The sequence below is a fragment of the Methylomonas lenta genome, from assembly GCF_001644015.1.
GTDB lineage: Bacteria > Pseudomonadota > Gammaproteobacteria > Methylococcales > Methylomonadaceae > Methylomonas > Methylomonas lenta.
Map to the genome: position 1 here is coordinate 1 of NZ_LUUI01000055.1, position 23,133 is coordinate 23,133.

The following is a 23,133-nucleotide window of genomic DNA, read 5'->3' on the forward strand; positions in this document are numbered from 1 at the left end:
GCTTGCAATTGGGGAGGAGTCCATATATGGGGTGAGGGGTAACAACCAGCCAACGTCTAGTTTTATATCCCCTCATCCTAACCTTCTCCCGGAGGGAGAAGGAACCGTCTCGTATGGCTCGGGTAAACGGGATTCAGCTGAAACACAAGAACCGGACTGGGAAGACCGCTTGAATCAAGTGATGGCCTCGCGCGGCCGCCAGCCCAACATCAGTTTTTTCGCCTATACCGCCACCCCCAAGGGTAAAACCCTGGAGCTGTTCGGCCGCGTCGGCCCCACAGGCAAGCCCGAGCCGTTTCATCTGTACAGTATGCGGCAAGCCATCGAGGAAGGATTTATTCTGGACGTGTTGCAGAATTACACGACCTATAAAACCTATTTCAAATTGGTCAAAGCCATGCAGGATGATCCGAATCTACCGAAGAAAAAGGCAGCGCGAGCATTGGCCAAATTCTTGGTGCTGCATCCGACCAATATTTCGCAAAAAATCGAGATCATTGTTGAGCACTTTCGCAGTCATGTCCGTAATCATTTGGGCGGCCAAGCCAAGGCCATGGTGGTGACCAGTACCCGTTTGCAAGCCGTCAAATACATGCAGGCATTTCAGGCTTATATCGAGCAACACGGTTACCACGATGTGCAGCCCCTGGTAGCGTTTAGCGGCACGGTACTCGATCCCGACAGTGGCCAGGAATACACGGAACCGGGTATGAACACCGATAGCGTTACGGGTAAATCGATCAGCGAAAAACAATTGCCGGAGCGCTTTAATTCACCCGATTATCAAGTGCTGCTGGTTGCCAATAAGTACCAGACTGGTTTCGATCAGCCGAAGTTGCTGGCGATGTATGTCGATAAGCGTTTGGATGGCGTACAGGCGGTGCAAACACTGTCTCGCCTGAATCGCATGCTGCCCGGTAAAGAAGCACCGTTTGTGCTGGATTTTGTCAACGAAGCTGAAGACATTTACCGGGCGTTTAAACCTTATTACGACGCCACCAGCTTGCAGGAAACCTCCGACCCGGCTTTGCTGGAACAGGTCAAACATGACTTGGACAGTATGCAGGTTTATCACTGGAACGAAGTGGAAGCGTTTGCGCGTATTTTCTACCGTTCGCCCAATAAACAAAATCCAGCCGATCACGCTCATCTACAGCGCCATTTACAGCCAGCGGTGGACCGGTTCAAGGCGATGTGCGACGAAGAGCAGCGTTCTGTGTTTCGAGACAAGTTATGCGGCTATGTCAACGTCTATGCCTTTTTAAGCCAGATCATGCCCTATGCCGATCCAGATCTGGAAATGCTGTATAGCTTTAGCCGCTTTTTATTGCCGCATTTGCCGCTGGATAGGGATAACACCAACGTCAAGTTGGGTAACGAAGTCGATTTGCAGTATTACCGGTTGCAACGGGTGTTTTCAGGCGCTATCGATCTGGCGGATGAACAAGGCGAATACACGGTAAAAAGCCCGACTGATGTCGGCACCGGCAAAGCCAAGGACGAAAAAGCCCCGCTGTCTGAAATCATCGAACTATTGAACACCCGTTTTGGAACGAATTTTACCGAAGAAGACCGCTTGTTCTTCGAGCAAATCAAGGAAAAGGCCACCAACACGCCGGAGATAATTCAGCTACGACAAGCAAATCCGTTTGATAAGTTTCAGCTAGGCTTACGCCAAGTGCTGGAAGACCTGATGATTAAAAGAATGAACGAGAACGATAAGATCGTTACGCGATACATGGACGATAGAGCGTTTGAAGATGCGGCGTTTGCGGTTTTGTCTAAGGTGATTTTTGACAGTATTCCTCAAGCTAAGGATTAGATAGGGTCTGCAATGTTCGAAACCTACCCATTGATGACAGCAATAACGTCTGGCTTGCTCTCACTGATTGGCGCACTTCTCGGTCTGCTTGCAACCCATTATTTGTCGGACAGGCGCAAACGACGTGAAGAGTTAACAGAACAGAAATTGAAAGCGTATTCGGATTTTATAAATTCTGCATCCAAGATAATCGCCGCTAGGCGACTAGGCAATACCGAAAACGATCCCCACGAATTGGCGCGGCTCAACGATGCAAAGGTCCGAATTTGTATTTGCGGCGACAAGTCTGTGATCCAAGCTTTAACCGAATTTTTGGAACATGGCGGAACGTTAGAACGAGAACGTGAAATATTGGCTTTCACCCACCTCTGTATGAGAATTAGTGAAAGCTTAGGATACAAAGCCCATGATCTATTTGATCTCAATATTTCTAATATGTTATTAATGCAACTAATTTTATGCTCAAAATGTTAATAAATGGAATAAAAACGCCGCTGATTAGTATTTTGATTTTTGCCTCAGCCGGGTTGTTCATATGGTTTTATTTGCAAGTAAGACTGATCGACAACAAGGAAGTTAATACAGCGGTTAGTCAGTTTTTAGACTTAAGGGGTGCCGATGAATACATCATTGCGCAGTTAGTAAGCCATGAAAGCTTTACCAAGGAAAAGTATAAATACTTATTAGATTTACCGATTGGTGATACGTCTGTAAGCATATCATTAGTAGCGCATTATAAGTATTACATCAAACTAAGTGAACTAGAATACTCGGTGATTGGTGATAATTTAGTCTTTCATGTTCCTCAGTTGTATTTGTCTACTCCGGTTTCTTTTGAATTCTCAACAGTAAACGAGTTATGTACTACCACTTTATTAGGGATAAACTGCACTGAAATGCTTAAGCAGTTGAAAAATGAGGTTTCAACTGAATTAGCTAACAAAGGTAAATTGAAAATGAGTGCTGTCTATGACAAAGCGGCTAAAGCACTCGCAGACAATTTTAACAACTTTAATAATTCAAACAAATATTCTGCCAACTATAAAAATATAGTAATAGTTTTTGATAAAGAAATTAGCCAGTCGCAAAGACAGTTTAATTACAATAAAAGCTATTGTGGAAAAGAAGCTTGTGCGTTGGAGCTCAATCTAACAGATGATTGGGTTTTTACAATAAAATAAACTACACCATAATGTTACTATTGCCGATTTTTGATGGTATAAATAACATATAAATTAAGTTATTTTTGTTATTAACAATTCAGTATTGCTTAAATATTACGGAATTGAAAAATGAAAGAGCTTAAAATAATTCTAATTTGAGCGTAACCAACATTATTCATTGCGCTCAAACCACAAGTTGTCATCTCACATACTCATGCGCTAGAAATTGTCATCGCTAGAAAATTCCCTGCTAATCGTTTTACACCCGTTAATCAAAAACCATCACTGACAAAATCTCAAGCGCTGGAGATAGTCAAAAGCATAGCTGATAATCAAGCTGCTTCAGCAACAACAAAATGTTCGCCATACCCTTCTGGAAGCGGGTCGACTTGTATGGGCGCGCGCGGTAGGGTAATGCATGGAGCAATTGCCGAATCCAGAACCCAGGCAAACTTCGATCCATCACCAGCGCGACATTAACAAAGCCATAGATGCACTGGGTATTGACTGTATTGGCGTTCATCGTCCCTCGTTCACTGCTTACATTAGCAAAAAATATCAACTCATTTTCAGACGTCACATTGAGCGCATCAGCGAGTCAATCATGAATCAGAACATACAAACCAAGGAAGTTGGAAACAGCTCGCGAAGCAAATTTATCAAGAGATTTTGGATTATTCTTCGCATGCAAGACAAACAAAGATCAAAAGCGGCGTATTCAGCATTAAGGCCATTTGTTACGTGACAACATGCCGCATTTATTATATTAGAAAATATTGATATTATGTGGTCATTGCAGAGATTTTCAGTTCATTGCAATAACATCCTCCTTCAAATCCAGCTTCGTGCTGGATTTTTTTTGCTTGCTGCTTATCACTACCAGTGATCATCATGGTGCTTTTGCAACGGCTTAAAATACCCTCAGTAATTGCTGCAATCGGATAAGTCTATCGAAAAACACTAGGCTATATTGTCTCTTTATCGGAAATAAGCAATGCAATAACCGTCTGATTGTAAATTTTATTCAGGGGGCTATAGTGAAGTCGAACTTAATCATTACTGGACACTTTGAAGGCGACCACTATGAACACATCCAAAAACTTGCAGAGAGACGTTATGACGGGCTTGTTATTTTGCGCCGGTATTCTAAGCTTTGTATCCGGTGAACTTGTATTTTCAACGCTGTTATTCGGCACTGCGTCGCTCACTAGTAAGCTCAATTTTGTAAGACCCGCTCGTGCTTAAGCTTTACGTGTGACCTCCTCGTTGTACTCGCGGCAACTCCTGGCCGCAACACTCTATAGCCTCTAGCATTTCTGATGTTAGAGGCTTTTTTTGCGTCTGAATATTCCCAATTGGGAACGACTACAAATCCTTGATTACCGGATAAACTACTCTTGCTGCATTCAGCTTGTCACGCAACTCTAATCCAGTTTTAAAATGAATTGAACGCCTGCCAGGAACACTGACCGCTGCACCGGTTTTGGGATTGCGTCCTATGCGTGCCGAATAAGGAACAATTGAAAAGGCACCGTAACGTAATGATGACCTTTATTGGTAGACGTCTCGTCGACGCCCTGATTGGTCAGACTGTTTGGGTCGTCGGCATCACGAGCCACGCCCATTTGAAGTGCAAATTGGTGAAGAAAATAAAGACATAAAAAAGCCCACATGAAGTGGGCCTCGTCCGGTGTTATTTTTATGTTTTGTGGGCGCCTACCATCAGTGACAGCAGGTTAATAGCTTGCGCTCTTATTATTGTTGTACCGAATACACGGCCGCTTCCCCCCCTCAAAAAGACGATCTAACGAGTCGTATGGACCTCAGTCAAGGAGGATGCATTCTATGGGAATAAAAATCATCTGTCCAGAAAAAGTGTGACAAATTGTCGCAGTAATTTTTCAGTGCAAGTTTGCCAGCTTTACTTTGGATTCTTTGTTGTTACCGTTGACGATCAGTGCTGCTATTTTTCCCAGATAACACTTTATCAAAGTTCATAGTCATCATAAGACTGCAACGCTTGGCTAACGCCTTTGATAAACGCCATTGCCATCAGGTCGCATCACTCCAAGTGGCCTATCAAATGTAAAATTGAAAGGCGTCATCACCAACATTTCTAATGAATCATCAAAAGCATCATGAGGGGGCGCTATGTTTGCGATAGCAAGCATGGGTGATACCGCTACAAACAAAGCCGTTCCTGTTACCGTCAATGCAAATCCAATTGGTCTATATATCAGCACATCTGCATAGATAGTGGCCAAAGACACTCTTTCATCAGATTTTGCCAGTTGACTTGATAGCAGAATCAAAAAAACAAAAATCAACTTCAATTTATATTTCATATTTGGTTTCCTGATTAGCAAACTGTTTCAGTTAAATGGTAAAAACTCATGCGTAACCGCCTTTCCGGCCTGGGTTGCCGGCATCCGGGCTGCAGGACGAATCGAAGTTTACCATTTAACTGAAGCAGCTTTATTGCCAGTTTGAGTCTGAATATGTAGCCACGCTAATCACGCTTGCAATGAGGTTAAATTAGAAAGATAGCCAGGAAAAACCCTAATGCACACAACGCGAAATAGTAGCGCCTATCGGACTCGATGCTTTGCTGAGAACCTAGCGCTGGACTTTGGCCTATATCGATCAGCGGGCGGTCGTTTTGCAAGCGTTGATAATTCAGCCCGGTTTCCGCTGCCAATTGCTGCAAATAACTTTCCCGTAATGCGCTCATGTGTTCGTCGCCGACTGCGGCGTGTTTCCCAAAAGGTGCGTTGCGGGCATCGTAGCCTTCGATTTTTTCAGGGTTGAGGTCGGAGTCGCCAAAATAGGCGCGATGCGGGACGTCGTCCGGACCATAAACGCCGATACGCTGTCCTTTAGGATCGAATTTAGGAATCGGCACCGGCTGCAGGCCACCGACGCCCAGAATCAGCCCTTTTAACTTACCGTTCAACGCAGAAAAATCCGTGCGGTAGCGTGGATTGAGCGGTGGCGCCTCCTGTCCGTCGCTGATAAATACCAGCGCGGTTTCCTTGGCCTCTAGTAGCTGCATTGCATCGAGTAATCCACCGGCGATACGGCTGTCTGCCGCCCATGCCATACGCCAATCCAATGCCGCTATGCTTTTGTCCAATTCCGGGTAGCCGTTGCAAACCTCTATCGGTTCGAACAAAATTGTAGAACGGCGTTCGGTAAATACGCCCAATCCAACTTTAGACTGGCACGGCAGGCTGCGGACAAATTCGCGCAAACTGAGTTTGACAAACTCCAGCCGGCTGACCGGTTGCTCTGCAATGCGGTAGTCCTCGGCATTCATGCTGCGGGTGATGTCGATGACAAAGGTCAGATTATAGATGTCGGCGTTCCGCTTATGGGTCGGAAAGACAAATAAGGCCGCCATGGCCAACAGTGACAGAAGTAGGCACCAGGCGCGGTAGTCCTTTAAGTAAACGGTTTTCAAACCATGGCTATTGAAACGCATCATGGCAAACCTCGCGGAAATCCCGGCACCGTGGTCCAAAGCTGCGAGGGTTTGACTGCGTCGTCGTCAGGTTGGCTTTGGCTGATACGGTCGAATTCCGGCAACAAACGCATTGCCAGTTCCAGGTTATATTTGGCGTCCCAGAATCCGCTGTCCAAGCGCAGCGCCTGCCGAAAAGCTTGCTTGGCTAACATTAACAGCGGCATGGCTTGGTTGATGCGTTCCGCCTCCAGCTCGGCCAGCGCCTGGCTTAGATAAATGTTACCCAGATTGTAACGGCTTTTGGCCTGAAACTCGCGATCACCCTGTTCGACAATCAGACTCAGCGTATCCAGCGCCTCGCTGAAACGCTGCTTGTTGTGCAGATACACCGCACGCGCCAAGCGAATCTCCGGCGCCGCAGCCATTACCTTTTCGATACTGATCTCATGCCCCTGTTGCAATTGGCTTAGCCATAGATTTTCGCGGTGTATAGCGTAAACACGCCACAGTTGCGTAGTCGCCGTTAGTACGCTGGCCAGTAATACGGCCCAAATTAATTTATGCCTTACTGCTCTCATGCTGTTCGCGCCTCACACATCTTCACGCCTACCAGCAACAGCATGAAAAAACTTGCCCAACCGTAGAACGCGGCTGACAAATCCTGTTTTGGAATGGCTTGCCGATAATGTAACGGCAATTTCTCCAAGCGATCGATATCTGCAATGGCTTTTTGCATGGCGTCGGGATTTTCGGCTTCGTAGGCATGGTAGGGAATCTTCAAACTGGAAAAAAAGCGATGCAGGTAAAGTTCCGGCATGGCCTGAGCATTATCGTCGCGCTGGTCTTCCGGCTCGGCGAAAATACCAGGGCTGTTATCGGTGCGCAGAAACAACCAATACAAACGCACTTGCTGCTGTTTGAACAAAACCCGCAACGCCGCCTCGCTGTCGGGATCGATCACTGCCGCGCCGTCGGAAACCAGTAATATGATGCGAGAACCGCTAACCGGCTGATGCTCGAAAAACGACAAGGCCATACTCAAACCCTTGCTGATGTTGGTATAGGCCAGCGCAGGGATGGAAGTAGCGTCAATGGCGGCGTGAATCGCCTGCTTGTTTTCAGTCAGTGGCATCACGAATAGTGGCGACGTGCTGTATTCGGCAATACCGATCAAATCGTGTGGACGGTGGTCGACAAATTCAGTCAATAGTTGCCTGGCGGCGTCGGCTTTGGAAATATCGTTGCCGCTCGGGGCTTTGCCGGCAAAGCTGTTATCCATGCTGTTACTGCGGTCCAGCAGCATGACGATATGTGCGCCGCGGCCAATGCGTTCGACATGCTGCTCCTTGAGATAGATGCCGGATAAGCCCAAAAATAAGGCTGCCAAAGCGGCCATGCTTAACAGACGAATCAAGAGATTAAGCAGTTCCGACAAGGGATCGTTCGGCAATATATCCAGCCAGGGGTAGGTCGTAGCACGCATGTTGCTGCGAAATATCGGCACCAGCAGCAGGATCAAACCCATCAGAGCCCAAGGTGTTTCGAAGGCCAGATTATTCATCGCTTGCCGCACTCAATTTCTCTGCACACGCGGCATAATTCCAGCAAATTATGCCAATCGTCAGCGTCTACATCCTGTTTGCCAGCAAACAATACCGCATTGGAAAAATTAAAAAACCACTCTATTTGCTCGGCTGCGGTTTGATATTCAGTATGGGTTTGGTAAAACGCTGGTAAGTGGTGCTTGAATAAGGGCTGATCATTCAGCACATTGAAGGCGTGATGAACAACCGCCAAACCGCGATCCATATCCTGTTGCGACTGACCTGACAACTCGCGCAGCGCATGTTTGAATATCCGCTGTTTTGGCCAGACTGGGAAAAAGCCGTACAAATAAGCCAGATACAGGCCGGTCATTAATGCAAGACTCAAGCTGGCATAGACAGACACCCATTGCTTGCTGTCCGACAACAGTGTCGGCAGGGCATCCGGTCGCATGTAATCCTGACCGCTCTCGTCTTTTCTGACCGCCAGCTCTTTAAGCGGCGACAAGGTGAAATGCCATGTCGGTACAGACTTCTCTATGGTTTTACCAGCCTGATCGAAGCGTAAAGTAAAAGCGGGCACGCTAAGCATTTTGACTTCATTCGGGGCATAAAAGACTTGATACAGCAACTCGACTACCGTCTCACCAGGGTTAGCATCGGTTACAACGCTTACCCGATTTAGATTCAGCCAGCGATTTAGTTCGCCTTGTTTTGGCAGGCTGTCGAGATTAAGTTTTACGTCCTGACGGGTTTCGATGACCATCCGATGTTGGATTTCATCACCGATCAGATAACCAAAAGGCCGTGGAGTTTGCTGTTCGAAGCGAGTGATGGGAGACGGCAACAGCGCACTACAACCGCTGACAAACTGCAAGAATAGGCATAGCAGTATCCAGCGTTTCATAGCGCTTGCCGCTGAAAATAGTTGTTCACAGTTTCAGCCCGATATCCGTCAGTCAAGAAAAGCGGTTCCATGCCGAAAGCGCGGAAACCCTGCCGCAATTGAACCCGGCGATTCTCAAACGCATGAATGATGCGTTGCTTCAGCGCCGGCCGCATCAGCAAAGTCTTGCTGCGGCGACTCTCAGCGTCCTTAAAACGCAGCAAACCCCAATCCGGCAGATTGCTAAATTCGGCGGTATTCCACCAGACTATCGGCACCACAGCATGGGATGTCAACGGTTGCAAAATCGTCTGTAATTGTGCGAGCGGAAAATGATAATCCGATACCAGAAACAACAAGCAACGTTTATTGGGTAAAAGAGGCGCGATTTTCGACAAACTCTCTGCGCTGTTTTCAGTTCGGAACCGTGCCAATCTGTCTGCCAATTCGCGAACTGGCTGCATGGCTGGTCCTGCCGGTAAAATCCATTGATGATCAATCGATAGTCCACCGCCTATAAAGCCGAAGCTATCACCCATTTGAACGGCCGATTGCGCAGCCGACAGCACAAATTCGCTAACCGCTGGCAGTTGACCATGCATTGAGGCTGACAGATCGACTAGCACATACACAGTCAATTTGCTGTGCTGCTGAAACACCCGCACCCGATAGTGTTGAAACGGATCCAGCACGCTGGCGCGTAAATCGATGCGACGCGGATCGGGACTTGCCAACAGCGGTTGGTGTCGTTTGAACAAATGCCCGCTACCAACCATTTGCCCAGGATGAGCGCCGGGAAACACGCTATAGCCAGGGTGCGCCAGCCGGTAATGAAAGGATTGAATGGCTGTGCTCATGCTGCTATTGGCTGACGATCAGATACAACATGACGCCGGCGCTGCTCAGATAAGCCGGCGCCAGATATTTGATCGGCGCCGCCATAATCAGGCTGACTATTCCCGAGTAGGTTCTGTCGTCGCGGTTATATATCGCTTCGCCGAGCAGCCATAAAAATGAATTGACGAAGGCCAGCGCCAGAATCGGCAGCAGCCCGACATCGCTGAACAGGAAGGACTTATCCACCAGCAGCGCCATTTTATCGCTGGTGTGCAGAAAGTTGGCGATCAGGATGCCTATCATCAAGCCGCCCTCATCGAAAGCGACCAGAAAAAACGTGTAACTGAGGCGTCTGAGCGGATTTGCCAGCATCGAAGCCTGCGCAAAATAGCGCGACAAATAAAGTACCGGCAAGCATAAACAGAACAGCAGCAGGCCGATCGCGGCCAGCAATACCCAGAAGTTGTAGCCGACGGCATCGTTAACGGCATTGGTGTAATAGGCCGCGTAGGCCAGATCGGCCTGGCTATCCAAGGTTGTGGCGATAAATGAGCCGATCAGGCCGACGCCACACCAGGTCAAATAGGTTTCGGCGTAGTGGTTTAGGCCGGATTTGGGGATGATTTGTTGTAATAGGTTTTTGATATTCATGAGTTTTTGGCTCAATGGTTTAGTTGTTTTTGTTATTTTGGTGTCGCTATCGCGACGGTTTTTTGCACGTCGGGCCGAGACCTGATTTCAAACCCAGGCCATCGCGATAGCGACACCAAACCGCAAACCCACAATCCATCCAAAGCCATCTACCGCGTGGGCACAAAACGCCGTGCCCACCCTACAACTCGACAAAAAATCACGGCGCGGCAATTCCATGCAAAATCCCTTCTATCAACGCCGGCATCAACTCCTCCCTGCGATAGCCATACATCGGATGCAAGAAAATCCTGTGTGCCATCGTCACCTTAAATATCGACTGCATATCCTCAGGTAACAACATCTCTCTGCCTGCCAACCAGGCTCTTACTTTAGCGGCCCGGATGAAATAACTCATACCTCTGGGGCTGGAGCCTGCCTGAACCAGCTGCCCCATATCCACATCGCTGAGCTGGATGCCGAATTGCCCTGGATTACTGCTGGCTTTCCACAAGGCCAAGGCATAACGATGCAAGGTCGGGCTGGTCTGTATGCTTTGCTGGATTTGCACGGCCAACTGGTTGAGCTGGTAATAAGCAATGCTATTGTCGATGCCCGATACCAGCGTATCGACATCATGAAATCTGGGATCGAACATCAAGGCATCCAGCACCGCATCTTCAGTCGGCGTGTCGATACTGATTTCCATCATGAAACGGTCGCGAGCCGCTGCCGGTAATTCGAAGGTTTCCTCGCGTTCCACCCGATTACGATCGGCAAATACTTGCACATGTGGCATTTGATATTCGCGGTTGAAAGCGCTAACGCTACGTTCCGCCATCACCCTGAGCAATAAGGAATGTACTTGCGGGCGGGCGCGATTGATTTCATTGAAGAAAAAAATCGACAACTGTTCGCCTTGTTTCAATAAGGGCCCCGGATCAACGCAGGGACGACCTTCGCTGTTCAAATAGGTGTAATAAATTAAGTCGGATGGCATCAGATCGATGGTGCCTTCTATGCGCTGATAGTGCCCACCCAAGCCTTGCGCCATTGCACGCAACAACGTGGTTTTTCCGACACCAACCTGACCTTCCAGCAGCACATGACCGCGAGCAAATACTGCCAATAATAATTCACGGACAGCCTGGTTTTGTCCGATGACAGTACAGTTGATTTGCTGTTCAAATTGCAACGCCTTGTCGCGCCAATCATTAAGTTGATGTTCTATATTCATACGCAGAAAAAAACTCCGACGCATCGCTTTGTCGGAGTTGTGAGGGTTATTAGTCTTAACGGTTGGTAGCTATAACAAGCTCCGTTGTTATAGCTACCGGTAGAAACATAAGCCATCTAAATTCGGCTTAAATTTAGCTTTTATCATCCAAGTTGAAAGCTAAAAACTAAACACGCTGCTCGGGTTATTCCGAGTCCACGTCGTAAACAAACTTGCCGGTTTTGCTCAACATAGCCGAGCGTTTGGCATTCCGCTCTTCCATTTCCTTAATCGATTGTGCTTGCTTGTTCAACTCGTTAGAGTCGTGCTTGGGGTCATATTTGCTACCGGCTACCTTATCGGGATAGCCGGGTTTTGGTTCCCAGCAGTTACCGGGTTCTTTGCACTTGGTGCCGTCATAAGCCGCAGCCGAAAAGGACAATCCAGCCATCAATATGGCTACACCTACTGTCAATATTTGTTTCATGTTGATCTCCTGGTAAATTATTTCAACCAATCGGCTTTTTTAGGGTCGCCAGTATAGATATGCCGAATAAAAGCCATGATGTGTAACAGTTCATCTGTACTAAAGTTGACGTATTGCGGCCCCATCATGCCGTTGGCGCCGCCAAACAAAATCTCGAATAAGCCCTGGTCGGTAGCGTTACGCGGATAAGTCCAATAGTCATCCGCCAGCCCTGGCCCCAACTTACCTTCGGCCTCATGGCCGTGGCAGCCGGAACAGCCGGTCATATACAGGCTTTCACCTTTTTTGATCGCCTCTTCGTTTCCGTTGTAGGGGTTTTTACCGGTCTGCATAAATTCCTTGAAGACCTCGGTGTTACCGCCTTTTTTAGCGTAGCTTAAATCGAGTACTTCCCCGGTGATGGAATTGCGCAAGGTAATGTCGGCATCAGCCGTAGACATCGCCAGCACTCCAATGCCGAGGGTTGCAGCGTTTATAAAAGATTTAAATGTCATTTTTGTCATTCCTGTTAGTTCATGGATAGGGCGGTATCGGGCTCATCCAACAGAGGAATACCTTCCGCTTCCAAGATTTCGGTGAAATCGTCTTCTGCATTTCTGATTAACGTATTCAGCTGTTCCAGTAAGGCTACGTCTCCCTTGCGCACGCCCATTGAGGTGCTGTAATGGAAACCGACTTTTTCACCATCTGCCCGTTGATTGTTGTCGGGAATTACCGTCATGGTCAGCGGCGTGGTGGATGATTGAACATAACGCGCCGCCGCCGGCCCCCACAACACAGCCACTTCGGCTTTGCCTGATGCCACCTCATTAACCAGTTTTTCCGTGTCGTACTTGATGTACTGATTACGTTTGGACTTAAAGCCAACCAACTCTTGCTGGTAGTTGAACATGTCGTTATAGCGGCCTTTGGCCCTTAACATGGTTTCCGCCGGCGTGCCCGGTATAAAGGCGATACGTTTGGCTTTTTGCAAAACATCGCTATCCCAGTTTTGCAGATCCAAATCATCGCCCTTCCGAGTAATGAAGACATAGCCTGAACGGTAATAAGGCACTGTGGTTAATAAGCGAGGATCACCTTGATCAACGCCGACCACCACATCGCACAAGCCTTTATCGACAAAGTCGCGAATGAAATAGCGCGGATCAGTCCAGGTAACCGTTTCCAGTTTACGTCCCAGTTGCTCGGCCAAATACTGCGCTAGCTTATTCTCAAAACCTTCACCCGCTTTGTTGGAGTAAGGCATTTCATTTTCCGCCGTGCAAACTTTTAGGGTCGGCTGCTCGGCGTGCACGGATGCCATGCCCAAGCCCAGCGTTAAAGCGGTAAAAATGTGCGTCGTTGTTTTCATGGGTATTTTTTTGAATTAATTTGTAGGTTGGGTTAGGCGATGCCGTAACCCAACAATTGATCATCAATGTCGAGTTACGCTATCGCTAACCCGACCTACGTTTTTATAAAGAGAACACCATCACACCGCCGCCCATTTGGGTATGATGCGCCAGCTCTTTAAACGCACCTACAGCACCCAGACCTGCTGTTGGATCAGCCAAATCGAACACCAGGCCTACACCGGGCCAGCCGCCGACACCGTAGTAAATCGCCACATATTGCTTGTTATTGTGTTTATAGGTAATTGGATGACCAATAACGCCGGATGGTAATTTGAACTTCCATAGCTCTTCGCCAGTACGAGTGTTACGCGCCTTGATATAACCATCCAGGGTGCCGTAGAACAACAAGTCGCCAGCAGTGGCCATAGTGCCGCCCCAGACTGCAAATTTTTCCTGAACTTCCCATTCCATTTTTCCAGTGACTGAATTCATGGCTTTTACTTGACCTAAAGTGCCTTTAGGTCCCGGATACATATTCAAAGTGGCGCCGACGAAGAACTGACCTGCGCGGTAAGGCAGCATGAACGGTTCCCAGTCCATGCAGATGTGGTTGGTACCCATGAAAAACAATTGCTTGTTCGGATCGTAGGATTCGATACCTTGGTTGTGATAACCCATCGCTGACGGGCAGATCCCGGTGGCTTGGTGATCCATGTGTGTGGAATACTCTGGATCGCGAATTGGCAGACCGGTTTTTAAATCGACTTTTTTCACCCAGTTGACGGTGTCGTCGATCTTGAAAGCGTTCACCAAATCGCCATTTTCCCGGTTGAGGGTATACACCAAACCATTACGATCCGGATGGGTCAGCAACTTGGTCATTTTGCCATCGACCATTTGCTCGGACAGCCCCATGTAGTTGACACCGGCATAATCCCACTCGTCATGCGGAGTTTTTTGGTAGCCGAATTTGGCTTCGCCGGTGTTGACGTCGCGGCCCCAGATGGTCATGGTCCATTTATTGTCGCCGGGGCGCATGGTTTCGTTCCAGGGCGCAGGGTTGCCGGAACCGTAGTAGAGCATTTCCAGGTCGCTGTCATAGGCATACCAACCCCAGTTGGTGCCGCCGCCTATTTTCCAGGCATCGCCTTCCCAGGTTTTTAAGCCCAAGCCAAACTGTCCGTAGTGCGGATTGGCGCTGTTGAAATCTTTTGCCAGCTTGATGTCTTCATCCGGACCTGTGGCATAAACCCGCCAGGCTTGCTTACCGTCCTTTATATTGTAAGCCGTGGCATAACCGCGCACCCCCAGCTCGGCACCCGCCGAACCCACGATGACTTTGTCTTTAACCACGAACGGCGCCATGGTCAATGTGGAACCCATGGCGATATCCGAGTTTTCCATTTTCCATAGCAATTCGCCGGTTTTAGCATTAACCGCGACCACATGGCCGTCCAATTGATTGATAAAAATGGTTGCCGGATAGTCTTTGCCGGCGGGCGCATAAGCCAGGCCGCGATTGACGACATCACAGCACGCTACAGCACGCGCGGCCGGATTCTGCTTGGGCTTGTACTGCCACATGATTTTGTCTGGCTCATCCAGGCTGATGGCAAATACATTATTCGGATAAGGCGTGTGCACATACATGATGCCATCAATCACTAACGGCCCACCTTCATGGCCATTCAATACCCCAGTCGAGAACGACCAAGCCACTTTTAGGTTTTTCACGTTGTTGGCATTGATGTCAATCATTTCACTGAAATGCGTCGAACTGTAATCTTTGGTCTGCATCACCCAGTTGGTATTCTGCTTGGCGAGCTGTTCCAGTTCTTTGTTGGCCTGCGCTGGCTGAGCCATGCTAAGGACACCTCCCGCCACTAAAGCAGCAGCTTTCCCCACTATGCGCAAATCGAGTTGTTGCATGTTTCCTCCAGTATTTTTTCTTTAAAAGAGGCGTGGCACTGCCGATTGAAAGCATTAATTGCAAATCAGCTTTCTTGATCATAACTGCATCACAGGTAAGCAACCGCTCAGGCCACGCTGACCAGCATGTTATAGAAACACTCGTCACGACCGTTACGGAAGAAATCACGAAGGCGCCGGGAATTCTACAAGAAAAGCATAAGGAAACTTTCCCGTTAAAGATCAAGTATTTGAAATAAAATAAAGGAAAATATCCCGTAGTTAATCCGGTGTAAAGTAAGGACAATGAAGCAGTTTACGCAGGGGTAATGCAATACCGAATATATTGCATTACACGTCAATATTTCTTGCTTTTAAATACTTCAAGTGTCCAAAAAAATATCAGTGTTATTGGTCGATGACCACGCGGTAGTCAGAGCCGGCTACAAAACCTATTTATCGCTTTCGGAACGTATAAAAGACATATTCGAGGCAGAGCGTGGTGAAATTGCTTGTCAGCTCTATGCCCAACTGGAGCCGGATGTGGTGGTTATGGATCTTTCCATGCCGGGTTTTGGCGGCTTGGAGAGTATACGCAGACTGATAAATAGACATCCGCATTGCAAGATTTTGGTTTTTAGCATCCATAACGAGCCGGTCTATGTCACTCGAGCCATAAAAGCCGGTGCCAAAGGTTACATTACTAAGAGCAGCGCGCCGGAAACCTTGATTTCAGCCGTTTGCCTGATTGCGGAGGGTGGTACTTTCGTCGAGCCTAGCATAGCGCAGCAGTTGGCGGTCAGTGTGGCAACGGAGATGGACGAATCAGCCAGAATAAAATCCTTGTCGCCGCGCGAGTTTGATATTTTTCGCTTGCTGGCCACCGGCATGAGTACACGGGAAGCGGCGGAGAGTTTGTGCTTAAGTTATAAGACGGTTTGTAACCACAACACCTCGGTTAAGGAAAAATTAGGCATCAAAACTTTGTCTGAATTAGCTTTACTGGCGAACAGGCACGGAATCGTTAATCGTAGTCAACCGTGACCGGTAAAGACGCTATTCCCGTTGAACGGGCCGGGCGTGGCAAAAGCCAGCCCGGCACCAACCAGCTCAGACTTATGCGGTTGTTTTGTCTCGAACCACCTGTTTTGCCAGATATTTTGCAACGCCGGTCGGCTTTGTAGCCTTGGTATGTTTTTCCAAATATTTTTCCACGCCGGTTTTCTTGGAGTTATACCTTTGCAGGTATCTTTCCACCCCTGTTAAGACCGTTGTGCAGGATTCAGACGTGGCGGGCTTGCCTGCGGTAAACAAACTGGTATTCCGTAAGCGTTTTTTACTAACCAGCCAAAACATCAAAACGCCCAACAGCACAATACCCGGGTAGAGAAGATCATTGCTGGGCGAATTGGACGAAGCCCCCACTGCAGCGCTTGCTTTGCCGGTTGCCAACTCTGGCTGCTGAGCCATGGTTCCCGCAGCGATGTCGGACCTGCTCGACTTACCTTCGTCGCCAGTGGCTGACGGTCGTATTTGAGGAGACGACGGCTCGACCTGCGTTATTGCTACTGCTGGCGCAGCCGGAGAATTGTGTGGCCGGTTCGCGGGAGTGATTTTAAATTCTGAAGCGGTGTAGCTGTTCCGGGGTTGATATTCAGCCGGTTCGTATACCGTTTCGGCAAGCGCGCAATTTGCCAGCAAGGATAGTGCAGCGATAGAACCTGTGATTAATTTTATGTTTGTCATGTCTGCTCCCGAGGGTTGAATTTTGTTTGCGAATCGCGGTCGGCATGGCTGGCTGCCACAAACGATAGACGGTCATTGCTTTTAAAGCTCAGGGCTCCAATTTGCTTTTTAAACCGGTCAGCTCGTTAGTGAGGAATCGGTTCATGGCTTTGACAGCCGCTTCGTCATTTAAGGAATCGGCGGGGGAATTACCCGTATCGCCACGATAAAACCGGCTTTTTAAGGTGACTACGCTTTGACTAGCTTGTTCGCCTGCCGCTACTTTCAACTCGACAGTATAGGAACTGGCCGGAAAGGCTTGGGTATTCTCGGATTTCAATCGATAGTTGTATTCACGATCTTGCTCGCTGAAATAGTCCAACTCTTCCACTAAAGTCTGACCGTTTTGGAAAGTCAAAGTACGTTTACCACCCGATTGACTAAGGCCGTCGCCTTCGCTCTTGCTGAGGTCGGGATGCCATGCGGCAATATCGCCGAATCGTTTCACTAAATCCCAAACCTTATCCGGCGCGACATTTATGATAATGGATTCCTTGGCCTTTTGCGGCGTAGGGCCATGGGCCAATGTTGACATGCTCGCCAGAAGAAGACCTATCATGAGTATCATATTTCGCATAACGTTAACCTAACATCGTCAAAAGAGTCATATTATCGAGTGAAAACATGTTTAAACATTGGGAATAAAGCCCGTTTGCATGGACGAACAATTCCTTCTGAGACCGCTTGAATAATCGCACTATAGGAAAAAATCTTATTTTGACGGGCAGCGGCTGAGGCTGAGTAGGCTCATGGTAAGGTTTGGTTTTTGATCTTTGTTTTCGACGCCAATGAAATTATCTATCCTTAGCGCACTGCTTATTTGCCATGCCGTAACAGCCGGTGCTGAAACGGTGTTTGTGACCTTGGAAAAAGATAACGCTCTGGCCGTGGTCGATCCTATCTCGGGCACTTTAATGTCCACCGTACCGGTAGGCCAACGTCCGCGTGGCATTGCGATCAGCCCCGATGGCAAAACCTTGTATGTAGCGACCAGTGACGACGACACCATTCAGGTCATCGACAGCGAGACGATGAAAGTCATTGGAAACCTGCCGTCCGGAGAAGATCCGGAGACCTTTGCCTTGAGTCCTGACGGCACGGCGCTGTTCGTCTCCAATGAAGATGACAGCATGGTTACGGCGATCGATCTGAAACAAGGCAAGGTCACAAAAACAGTGAAGGTGGGCGTCGAGCCGGAGGGTATTACAGTCAGCCCGGACGATCGCTGGTTGGTCAGCGCGACCGAAGCTACCAATATGTTGCACTGGATCGATCGCAAGACACTGGAGGTGGTCGATAACACCTTGGTCGACCCCAGGCCGCGCGCCCTAAGCTTTACCGCAGACAATCAGCAGCTTTGGGTAAGCTCCGAGATGGCCGGGACCACGATGGTCTTGGATGCGAACACTCGGCAAATTGTCAAAACGATTAAATTCGAAATCCCGGGGGTTACGGAAGATCTGATTCAGCCGGTTGGTGTGGTCATCGATAGTCAGCGGCAAAAAGCCTACGTGGCATTGGGTCCCGCGAATCGTGTAGCGATGATCAATGCACAGACCTTGGAAGTGGAGAAATACTTTTTGGTGGGACAACGGGTTTGGAATCTGGCTTTTTCGCCGGATCAAAAGCGTTTGTACACCACCAATGGCGTCAGTAACGATATTTCCATCATCGATCTGGAAAAACAGCAAGTCACAAAATCAATTGCGGTAGGTCGTTATCCCTGGGGCGTTGCAGTTAAACCCTAACGCAGTTTCTAGAGTAGGGAGATGGTCGGCATGAGTATTCGCTATCAAATCATCATTCGCATCTTGTTGTCGTCGCTTTGTATTCTGGTTTTAGGCGGAGCGATTGCCATTTGGCAGGCGCGCCAGGCGGTGAATAAAGAAGTGGATGCCTCGATTAGTTCTGCCTTGCAATTTATTACGCTGGGCGGTTCGGAACACACCTCATTGAAGCTGGACGAGCTCAGCCGTTTAGGGGCTCTGCGTCAAACCCGTCACCTCACGATTGAACTGCTAAAACCCAATGGCGATTTGCGTCAACTGACTGAGGATCAGGCAACCAGACAGCCCGAGGCTATGCCGCCGGCGTGGTTTATTAGCTTTGTTCTGGATCAGTATCCGGAAGTGAAAAAGCAGATTCATACCAGCGACGGACACACAGTCACTTTGCTGATAAAAGCACAACCTCTGGATGAAATCACCGAAGTATGGGAGGAGAGTGTGGCGTTTTTTCTATCGATTTCGCTACTGACCGCCCTCAGTTTTATGACTGTAAACCTGGTCTTAAATAAATCCTTTAAATCAATTGGCTTGATTGTAGATGCGTTGCGCATGATAGAAACAGGACAATATCGACAACAGTTACCGACGTTCGAAACCGCAGAGTTCGATATCATCGCTAAAGCGATCAATCATATGACCAGCGAATTGGAAAAAGCGCAAGAGCAGAATCGCTCGCTCACTCAGCATTCCCTGGCAATTCAGGAAGATGAGAGACAGCGCTTGTCGCAGGAACTGCATGACGAGTTAGGTCAATCGCTCACTGCCATCAAAGTGATGGCGGTTGCCGCCATTCATCAAAAAGCCGATCCGGGTAAGATTTCGGCATCCATTACCGATATTTGCGATCACCTAATGGGGGTGGTGCGCTCCATGATGCAACAGCTTCATCCGTTGATCCTAACTGAACTGGGCCTGAAAGCGACCCTGGAGGATATGGTTAATCACTGGTCCGAGCGTAATCCGGAACTGTGTTTGTCTTTGCAATGCTGCGACGAAGTGGATTACCTGGAAAAAAATGTCACGATACAGATTTTTCGGGTGATCCAGGAATGTCTGACCAATGTGGTGCGTCATGCCCAGGCCCGTCGAGTCAATATAAGCGTGGAGATAGCCGATGATCCGGAAAATACTTTGCAGTTTCAAGTGCAGGATGACGGCCGAGGCTGCGATTTGAACAGCACTAGCAGAGGTTTTGGCTTACTCGGCATGAAAGAACGCATACAGTCCCTAACGGGGGAATTAGTCATGCAGTCCATGCCAAATCAAGGTATGACCATCACGGCCAGTATCCCGCTGACTTGAATGCAGCCGATGGCTATTTGATCAGTAAATCCGGATGGACTTTGATGTGCGCCAGTTCGGTTGTGGTTTCTACCTTGAGTTTCTTCTTGACCTGAGTGGCGTAGTTGGCAATTGTTTTTTGCCCCAGGCACAGCTGATCGGCGATTTTCTGGTTGATCAAGCCCTGCGCCAATAAGCGGAATACGTCGAATTCACGCGGGCTAAAGGTTTCGATAATGGATTTTGTGCTGGTGGTATCCGGCGGATTTTTGGCCGTTTTGGATAGGAAAATTTCTTTTTTATGCGATTCATTGGATCATATCGCTCTCATCTTCCATACTCGCGGTGGTTTCGTGCCAATCAAGCTCAAGATTCTTCAATACGACACCGATATTTACAACATCGAAAGCGAAATGATGGCTGCGCATGGAGTGACTGCCACGCAAATCGATCCCAACAACTGGGCAGATATCTCGGCAGACAGTCCTGAGATTATCCTGCTTGTTAGTCGAACCGCCTTAACCCTTTTGCCTTGCCTGAAACAATTACGCGGCATTTGCCCGGAATGTAAAATCATTGTCGGAACGGAATGCTGTACCAGCCTGGTACTTGCGTGTCTGCAATTAGGTGTTACAGGCATTCTCTGTTCGCAGCCTGCGCCAGCTCAGCTGGCTGAAGTCATTCGGCTGGTGTTAAGTGGGGAATACTATCTGGATAACGATATCGCGCAAATATTGGCCATTCGCCAGATCAAGAAAATGCTTGAACCTTTTACAGCCCTGAGTTCTCGCGAATTCGACGTGTTTTGTATGCTGGCGGAAGGAGACAGCTTGCAGGCCATTGGCGAACAATTAGGTATCAGCCGAAAAACTGTATCTAACTGCCAAGCCCTGCTCAAGCTCAAACTGGCAGTCGAAAGCCGAAAAGAGATGCTGGACTTTGCCAAATGCCATGGCCTCATCAGCCACAAAAAGGTATGATTCCCGACGCTCGGGAATATTTCTTTTTTTAGCGAGGTAACTTATGAACAATATATCAATCAAATTTGCCGCGATAGCCGGCTTAAGCATGCTTTCGGTCAATGTGTTGGCGACCGATCTAGCTCTAGAAAACTGCATTCAAGCAGTCAAAAAAGAAAAAGCAGGCGACCTGATTAAACTGGAAAAGCTGTCCGTTTCCGGGAAAGAGGCCTATGAACTGGAATTACGCGACGCTAATCGGCAAGAATGGGAATTCATCTGTGATGCCGACAGCGGCAAATTGACCGAAAAAGAATCTGAAGTGTCCGACCCCAACAGTCAGGCATTCAAGAAAAATGTCAAAATCACAGAGGAAGATGCCGCCGCCATTGCGCTAAAAGCCAATCCCGGTACCATCGAAGAAGTCGAATATGAAGTCGAAGAAAACGGCTCGTCATCCTATGAGTTCGATATCGTCAACGACAAAGGTGTAGAAACCAAAATAGAGGTCGATGCGACTAGCGGTAAAATCATTGAAACCGCTACCGAGGAATGGGAAATCGGAGAAGAAATCGACGAGCGTCGTTAATCATGCAGACAACTGCCCGGTGCTTACCGGGCAGTTGGGGTTTGGTCATAAATAACTTCCAGCTACCGATTTGACTTGACTCTGGAAGGCCTTCAGTCATCCATGACTGCTGGGCTCCGGCAATCCACGATGTTTTGCATGGGAATAGCAATTCGGGAAGTTATTCCAAGCTAAATCCTTACTTCTAAAACCTCACTCAGTAACCTGCTGGTATAACTTGCTCTTGGGTAAAATCTGGGTACATCATGTGCATGAATTAAGCGGAAATGTAGCTTGCAACATGAGGACTGTTAAAATTAATTTGTTTGTCAAAAGCTTGAAGAATGGGGCTCACAGCAACAGATAAGATCGTCGTGTCAGATACCGATATGTCACGTTTACATTGGCTGATGGTCGGCTTTAATGCCTAGTCGCGGCTTAAACAACAACGCTGCAAAAAATAATGACGAAATGGCCTAAGAAGGGGCTAAAATCAGTTAAGCAATAGTTTGTTGCTGTTAAATTATCTACTAAACAACAAGAGGTGCGATATGTCATTAAAAACTGAATTTGAAACTCTAATGAGCAAATTAAACGTGGAACGTGAAGAGTTGCAATTAAAATTACATCTTGCCGGCATGGAAGCGAAAGACGAATTTGATGACGCCGAAAAGCAGTGGCAGCAGATAAAACACAAGGCTTCCGAAATCGCAGACGAATCCATTGAAACTTCAGAAGAATTCATCAGCAAAGCTAAAATTGTCGGTGAAGAACTTAAAGAATCTTATCACCGGATTACAAAACGCTTGTCTGAATAATCAGGTCGCCAAATCTCAAGCGGGCGAATGGGCAAAACCATTCGCCCAACCTCAAAAATTAAGACTTGATTAAAGTTATTTTCATAACTGAGCTTAGCTGTTATCTTTCGCAAATTCATTACATTAAACTTGGCAAACTGGTTAACAGCATACTGTATTGAGCAGATGCTACACCAAGCTAAACGGTGAATAACATGCTACTGATTTTGAAAAGAATGAGCCCTTCTACTCTAATTCCTGATATTGAGGTCTTTGTTGCTCCTGCATTGAAAGGCGGTTTATTTGCCAAGCCAGGCAAAGTTGAGAACATAACAATTCAGACACTCAAAGAAAATCAAACCGCTATCACCGAGTTTAATGCACTAATTCGGGTTAATCCCAATGCGGCCGGCAAACGCATCATTAAACTGCTTAATCGAAAAGCCCTTAATGGCAAGCCAATCAACATTTCCGAGTTTCACTTTAGACTTCGCGATAATGACAGACGCATACAAGGGAACCTGCATTCAGATGACAGGCGCCGCCGAGATCGCAGGCGAATGGGTTTGGCTATTACCGACATAACCGAACTAAGAAAAAAAGCCCCCAGCCATGAAACTGTTCAGGGCTGGAATACTGACATCACGCTTTAATACCTATAACCTG

29 protein-coding genes are annotated in these 23,133 nt (G+C 47.8%); 11 read left to right on the forward strand and 18 right to left on the reverse strand.

Annotation, left to right across the window (positions count from 1 at the left end; genetic code table 11):
- From A1359_RS03790 to A1359_RS03800, 3 genes are all read left to right on the forward strand, one after another.
- Positions 1–1,822: type I restriction enzyme subunit R domain-containing protein (locus tag A1359_RS03790; protein ID WP_408606523.1), on the forward strand; the 1,822-nt coding region annotated here is incomplete at its 5' end.
- Between the two features lie 12 nt (positions 1,823–1,834).
- Positions 1,835–2,296 carry a hypothetical protein gene (locus A1359_RS03795; protein ID WP_083960478.1) on the forward strand — a complete coding sequence of 154 codons (462 nt, stop codon included), beginning with the start codon at positions 1,835–1,837 and terminating at the stop codon, positions 2,294–2,296.
- Positions 2,281–3,003, forward strand: coding sequence for a hypothetical protein (locus A1359_RS03800; RefSeq protein WP_066978260.1), 723 nt, complete (start codon positions 2,281–2,283; stop codon positions 3,001–3,003). Before A1359_RS03795 ends, A1359_RS03800 begins: the two co-directional genes overlap by 16 nt.
- 295 nt (positions 3,004–3,298) lie before the next feature.
- Here A1359_RS03800 and A1359_RS22230 read toward each other — a convergent pair whose 3' ends face one another.
- Entirely contained in the window at positions 3,299–3,508 is a 210-nt protein-coding gene (locus A1359_RS22230; protein WP_157200455.1) for a hypothetical protein, read from the reverse strand.
- A gap of 560 nt (positions 3,509–4,068) precedes the next feature.
- Between A1359_RS22230 and A1359_RS22685 the strand changes: the two genes are divergently transcribed.
- On the forward strand, positions 4,069–4,230 hold the full coding sequence (locus A1359_RS22685) for a hypothetical protein (RefSeq protein WP_198159266.1): 162 nt from the start codon (positions 4,069–4,071) through the stop codon (positions 4,228–4,230).
- 120 nt (positions 4,231–4,350) lie between these two features.
- On the opposite strand, the gene A1359_RS23590 is transcribed toward A1359_RS22685, so the two are convergent.
- The 14 genes from A1359_RS23590 to A1359_RS03865 all read right to left on the reverse strand — a co-directional run bounded on the left by A1359_RS23590 (position 4,351) and on the right by A1359_RS03865 (position 15,311).
- Positions 4,351–4,506, reverse strand: coding sequence for an HU family DNA-binding protein (locus A1359_RS23590; protein ID WP_083960483.1), 156 nt, complete (start codon positions 4,504–4,506; stop codon positions 4,351–4,353).
- Entirely contained in the window at positions 4,482–4,610 is a 129-nt protein-coding gene (locus tag A1359_RS23415) for a hypothetical protein (protein ID WP_269747876.1), read from the reverse strand. Before A1359_RS23415 ends, A1359_RS23590 begins: the two co-directional genes overlap by 25 nt.
- A gap of 399 nt (positions 4,611–5,009) precedes the next feature.
- Complete coding sequence (locus tag A1359_RS03810) at positions 5,010–5,330, reverse strand: hypothetical protein (protein ID WP_066978265.1); 321 nt, start codon at positions 5,328–5,330, stop codon at positions 5,010–5,012.
- A gap of 185 nt (positions 5,331–5,515) precedes the next feature.
- Positions 5,516–6,469 (reverse strand): VWA domain-containing protein, encoded by a 954-nt coding sequence (locus tag A1359_RS03815; RefSeq protein WP_232322096.1) that lies wholly within the window; start codon positions 6,467–6,469, stop codon positions 5,516–5,518.
- Positions 6,466–7,026 carry a tetratricopeptide repeat protein gene (locus A1359_RS03820; protein ID WP_066978271.1) on the reverse strand — a complete coding sequence of 187 codons (561 nt, stop codon included), beginning with the start codon at positions 7,024–7,026 and terminating at the stop codon, positions 6,466–6,468. Before A1359_RS03820 ends, A1359_RS03815 begins: the two co-directional genes overlap by 4 nt.
- The gene (locus A1359_RS03825; protein ID WP_066978274.1) at positions 7,023–8,009 is read right to left on the reverse strand and encodes a vWA domain-containing protein; all 987 of its coding nucleotides are present in this window, start codon (positions 8,007–8,009) and stop codon (positions 7,023–7,025) included. Before A1359_RS03825 ends, A1359_RS03820 begins: the two co-directional genes overlap by 4 nt.
- Complete coding sequence (locus A1359_RS03830) at positions 8,006–8,899, reverse strand: nonribosomal peptide synthetase MxaA (protein ID WP_066978277.1); 894 nt, start codon at positions 8,897–8,899, stop codon at positions 8,006–8,008. The genes A1359_RS03825 and A1359_RS03830 overlap by 4 nt, the downstream gene beginning before the upstream one ends.
- Complete coding sequence (locus A1359_RS03835; protein WP_066978280.1) at positions 8,896–9,735, reverse strand: DUF58 domain-containing protein; 840 nt, start codon at positions 9,733–9,735, stop codon at positions 8,896–8,898. Before A1359_RS03835 ends, A1359_RS03830 begins: the two co-directional genes overlap by 4 nt.
- Before the next feature lie 4 nt (positions 9,736–9,739).
- Positions 9,740–10,366, reverse strand: a complete 627-nt coding sequence (locus tag A1359_RS03840; protein ID WP_066978283.1) for an MxaP protein — start codon at positions 10,364–10,366, stop codon at positions 9,740–9,742.
- A 199-nt stretch (positions 10,367–10,565) separates the two neighbouring features.
- Positions 10,566–11,582, reverse strand: a complete 1,017-nt coding sequence (locus A1359_RS03845) for an AAA family ATPase (RefSeq protein WP_066978286.1) — start codon at positions 11,580–11,582, stop codon at positions 10,566–10,568.
- 184 nt (positions 11,583–11,766) lie between these two features.
- Positions 11,767–12,048, reverse strand: a complete 282-nt coding sequence (locus A1359_RS03850; protein ID WP_066978289.1) for a methanol dehydrogenase [cytochrome c] subunit — start codon at positions 12,046–12,048, stop codon at positions 11,767–11,769.
- Positions 12,049–12,065: 17 nt separating this feature from the next.
- The gene (gene moxG, locus A1359_RS03855; RefSeq protein WP_066978292.1) at positions 12,066–12,542 is read right to left on the reverse strand and encodes a cytochrome c(L), periplasmic; all 477 of its coding nucleotides are present in this window, start codon (positions 12,540–12,542) and stop codon (positions 12,066–12,068) included.
- Positions 12,543–12,556: 14 nt separating this feature from the next.
- A complete protein-coding gene (moxJ, locus tag A1359_RS03860; protein ID WP_066978294.1) occupies positions 12,557–13,399 on the reverse strand; it encodes a methanol oxidation system protein MoxJ in 843 nt (280 codons plus the stop codon).
- 103 nt (positions 13,400–13,502) lie between these two features.
- Positions 13,503–15,311: a methanol/ethanol family PQQ-dependent dehydrogenase gene (locus A1359_RS03865; RefSeq protein WP_066978297.1), complete on the reverse strand. Its 1,809-nt coding sequence runs from the start codon at positions 15,309–15,311 to the stop codon at positions 13,503–13,505.
- Positions 15,312–15,677: 366 nt separating this feature from the next.
- Between A1359_RS03865 and A1359_RS03870 the strand changes: the two genes are divergently transcribed.
- Positions 15,678–16,334, forward strand: a complete 657-nt coding sequence (locus A1359_RS03870) for a response regulator (protein ID WP_066978300.1) — start codon at positions 15,678–15,680, stop codon at positions 16,332–16,334.
- Between the two features lie 72 nt (positions 16,335–16,406).
- Here A1359_RS03870 and A1359_RS03875 read toward each other — a convergent pair whose 3' ends face one another.
- Positions 16,407–17,036: a hypothetical protein gene (locus tag A1359_RS03875; protein WP_066978302.1), complete on the reverse strand. Its 630-nt coding sequence runs from the start codon at positions 17,034–17,036 to the stop codon at positions 16,407–16,409.
- An 88-nt stretch (positions 17,037–17,124) separates the two neighbouring features.
- A complete protein-coding gene (locus tag A1359_RS03880) occupies positions 17,125–17,610 on the reverse strand; it encodes an SRPBCC family protein (protein WP_232322097.1) in 486 nt (161 codons plus the stop codon).
- Between the two features lie 253 nt (positions 17,611–17,863).
- Here A1359_RS03880 and A1359_RS03885 point away from each other — a divergent pair, with 253 nt between their 5' ends.
- A complete protein-coding gene (locus A1359_RS03885; protein ID WP_066978308.1) occupies positions 17,864–18,823 on the forward strand; it encodes a PQQ-dependent catabolism-associated beta-propeller protein in 960 nt (319 codons plus the stop codon).
- 30 nt (positions 18,824–18,853) lie between these two features.
- Positions 18,854–20,164 carry a sensor histidine kinase gene (locus A1359_RS03890; protein ID WP_066978394.1) on the forward strand — a complete coding sequence of 437 codons (1,311 nt, stop codon included), beginning with the start codon at positions 18,854–18,856 and terminating at the stop codon, positions 20,162–20,164.
- A 13-nt stretch (positions 20,165–20,177) separates the two neighbouring features.
- On the opposite strand, the gene A1359_RS23015 is transcribed toward A1359_RS03890, so the two are convergent.
- Positions 20,178–20,435 (reverse strand): response regulator transcription factor, encoded by a 258-nt coding sequence (locus A1359_RS23015; RefSeq protein ID WP_083960479.1) that lies wholly within the window; start codon positions 20,433–20,435, stop codon positions 20,178–20,180.
- On the opposite strand from A1359_RS23015, the gene A1359_RS03895 reads away from it, so the two are divergent.
- The 4 genes from A1359_RS03895 (at position 20,380) to A1359_RS03910 (ending at position 23,120) form a co-directional block, all read left to right on the forward strand.
- Positions 20,380–21,123 (forward strand): LuxR C-terminal-related transcriptional regulator, encoded by a 744-nt coding sequence (locus A1359_RS03895; RefSeq protein WP_066978310.1) that lies wholly within the window; start codon positions 20,380–20,382, stop codon positions 21,121–21,123. The two genes, A1359_RS23015 and A1359_RS03895, sit on opposite strands and share 56 nt — an antisense overlap.
- Before the next feature lie 43 nt (positions 21,124–21,166).
- Positions 21,167–21,691, forward strand: coding sequence for a PepSY domain-containing protein (locus tag A1359_RS03900; RefSeq protein WP_066978313.1), 525 nt, complete (start codon positions 21,167–21,169; stop codon positions 21,689–21,691).
- A 530-nt stretch (positions 21,692–22,221) separates the two neighbouring features.
- A complete protein-coding gene (locus A1359_RS03905; protein ID WP_066978316.1) occupies positions 22,222–22,488 on the forward strand; it encodes a hypothetical protein in 267 nt (88 codons plus the stop codon).
- 194 nt (positions 22,489–22,682) lie between these two features.
- Positions 22,683–23,120: a hypothetical protein gene (locus A1359_RS03910; protein WP_066978318.1), complete on the forward strand. Its 438-nt coding sequence runs from the start codon at positions 22,683–22,685 to the stop codon at positions 23,118–23,120.
- Positions 23,121–23,133: the final 13 nt, after the last annotated feature.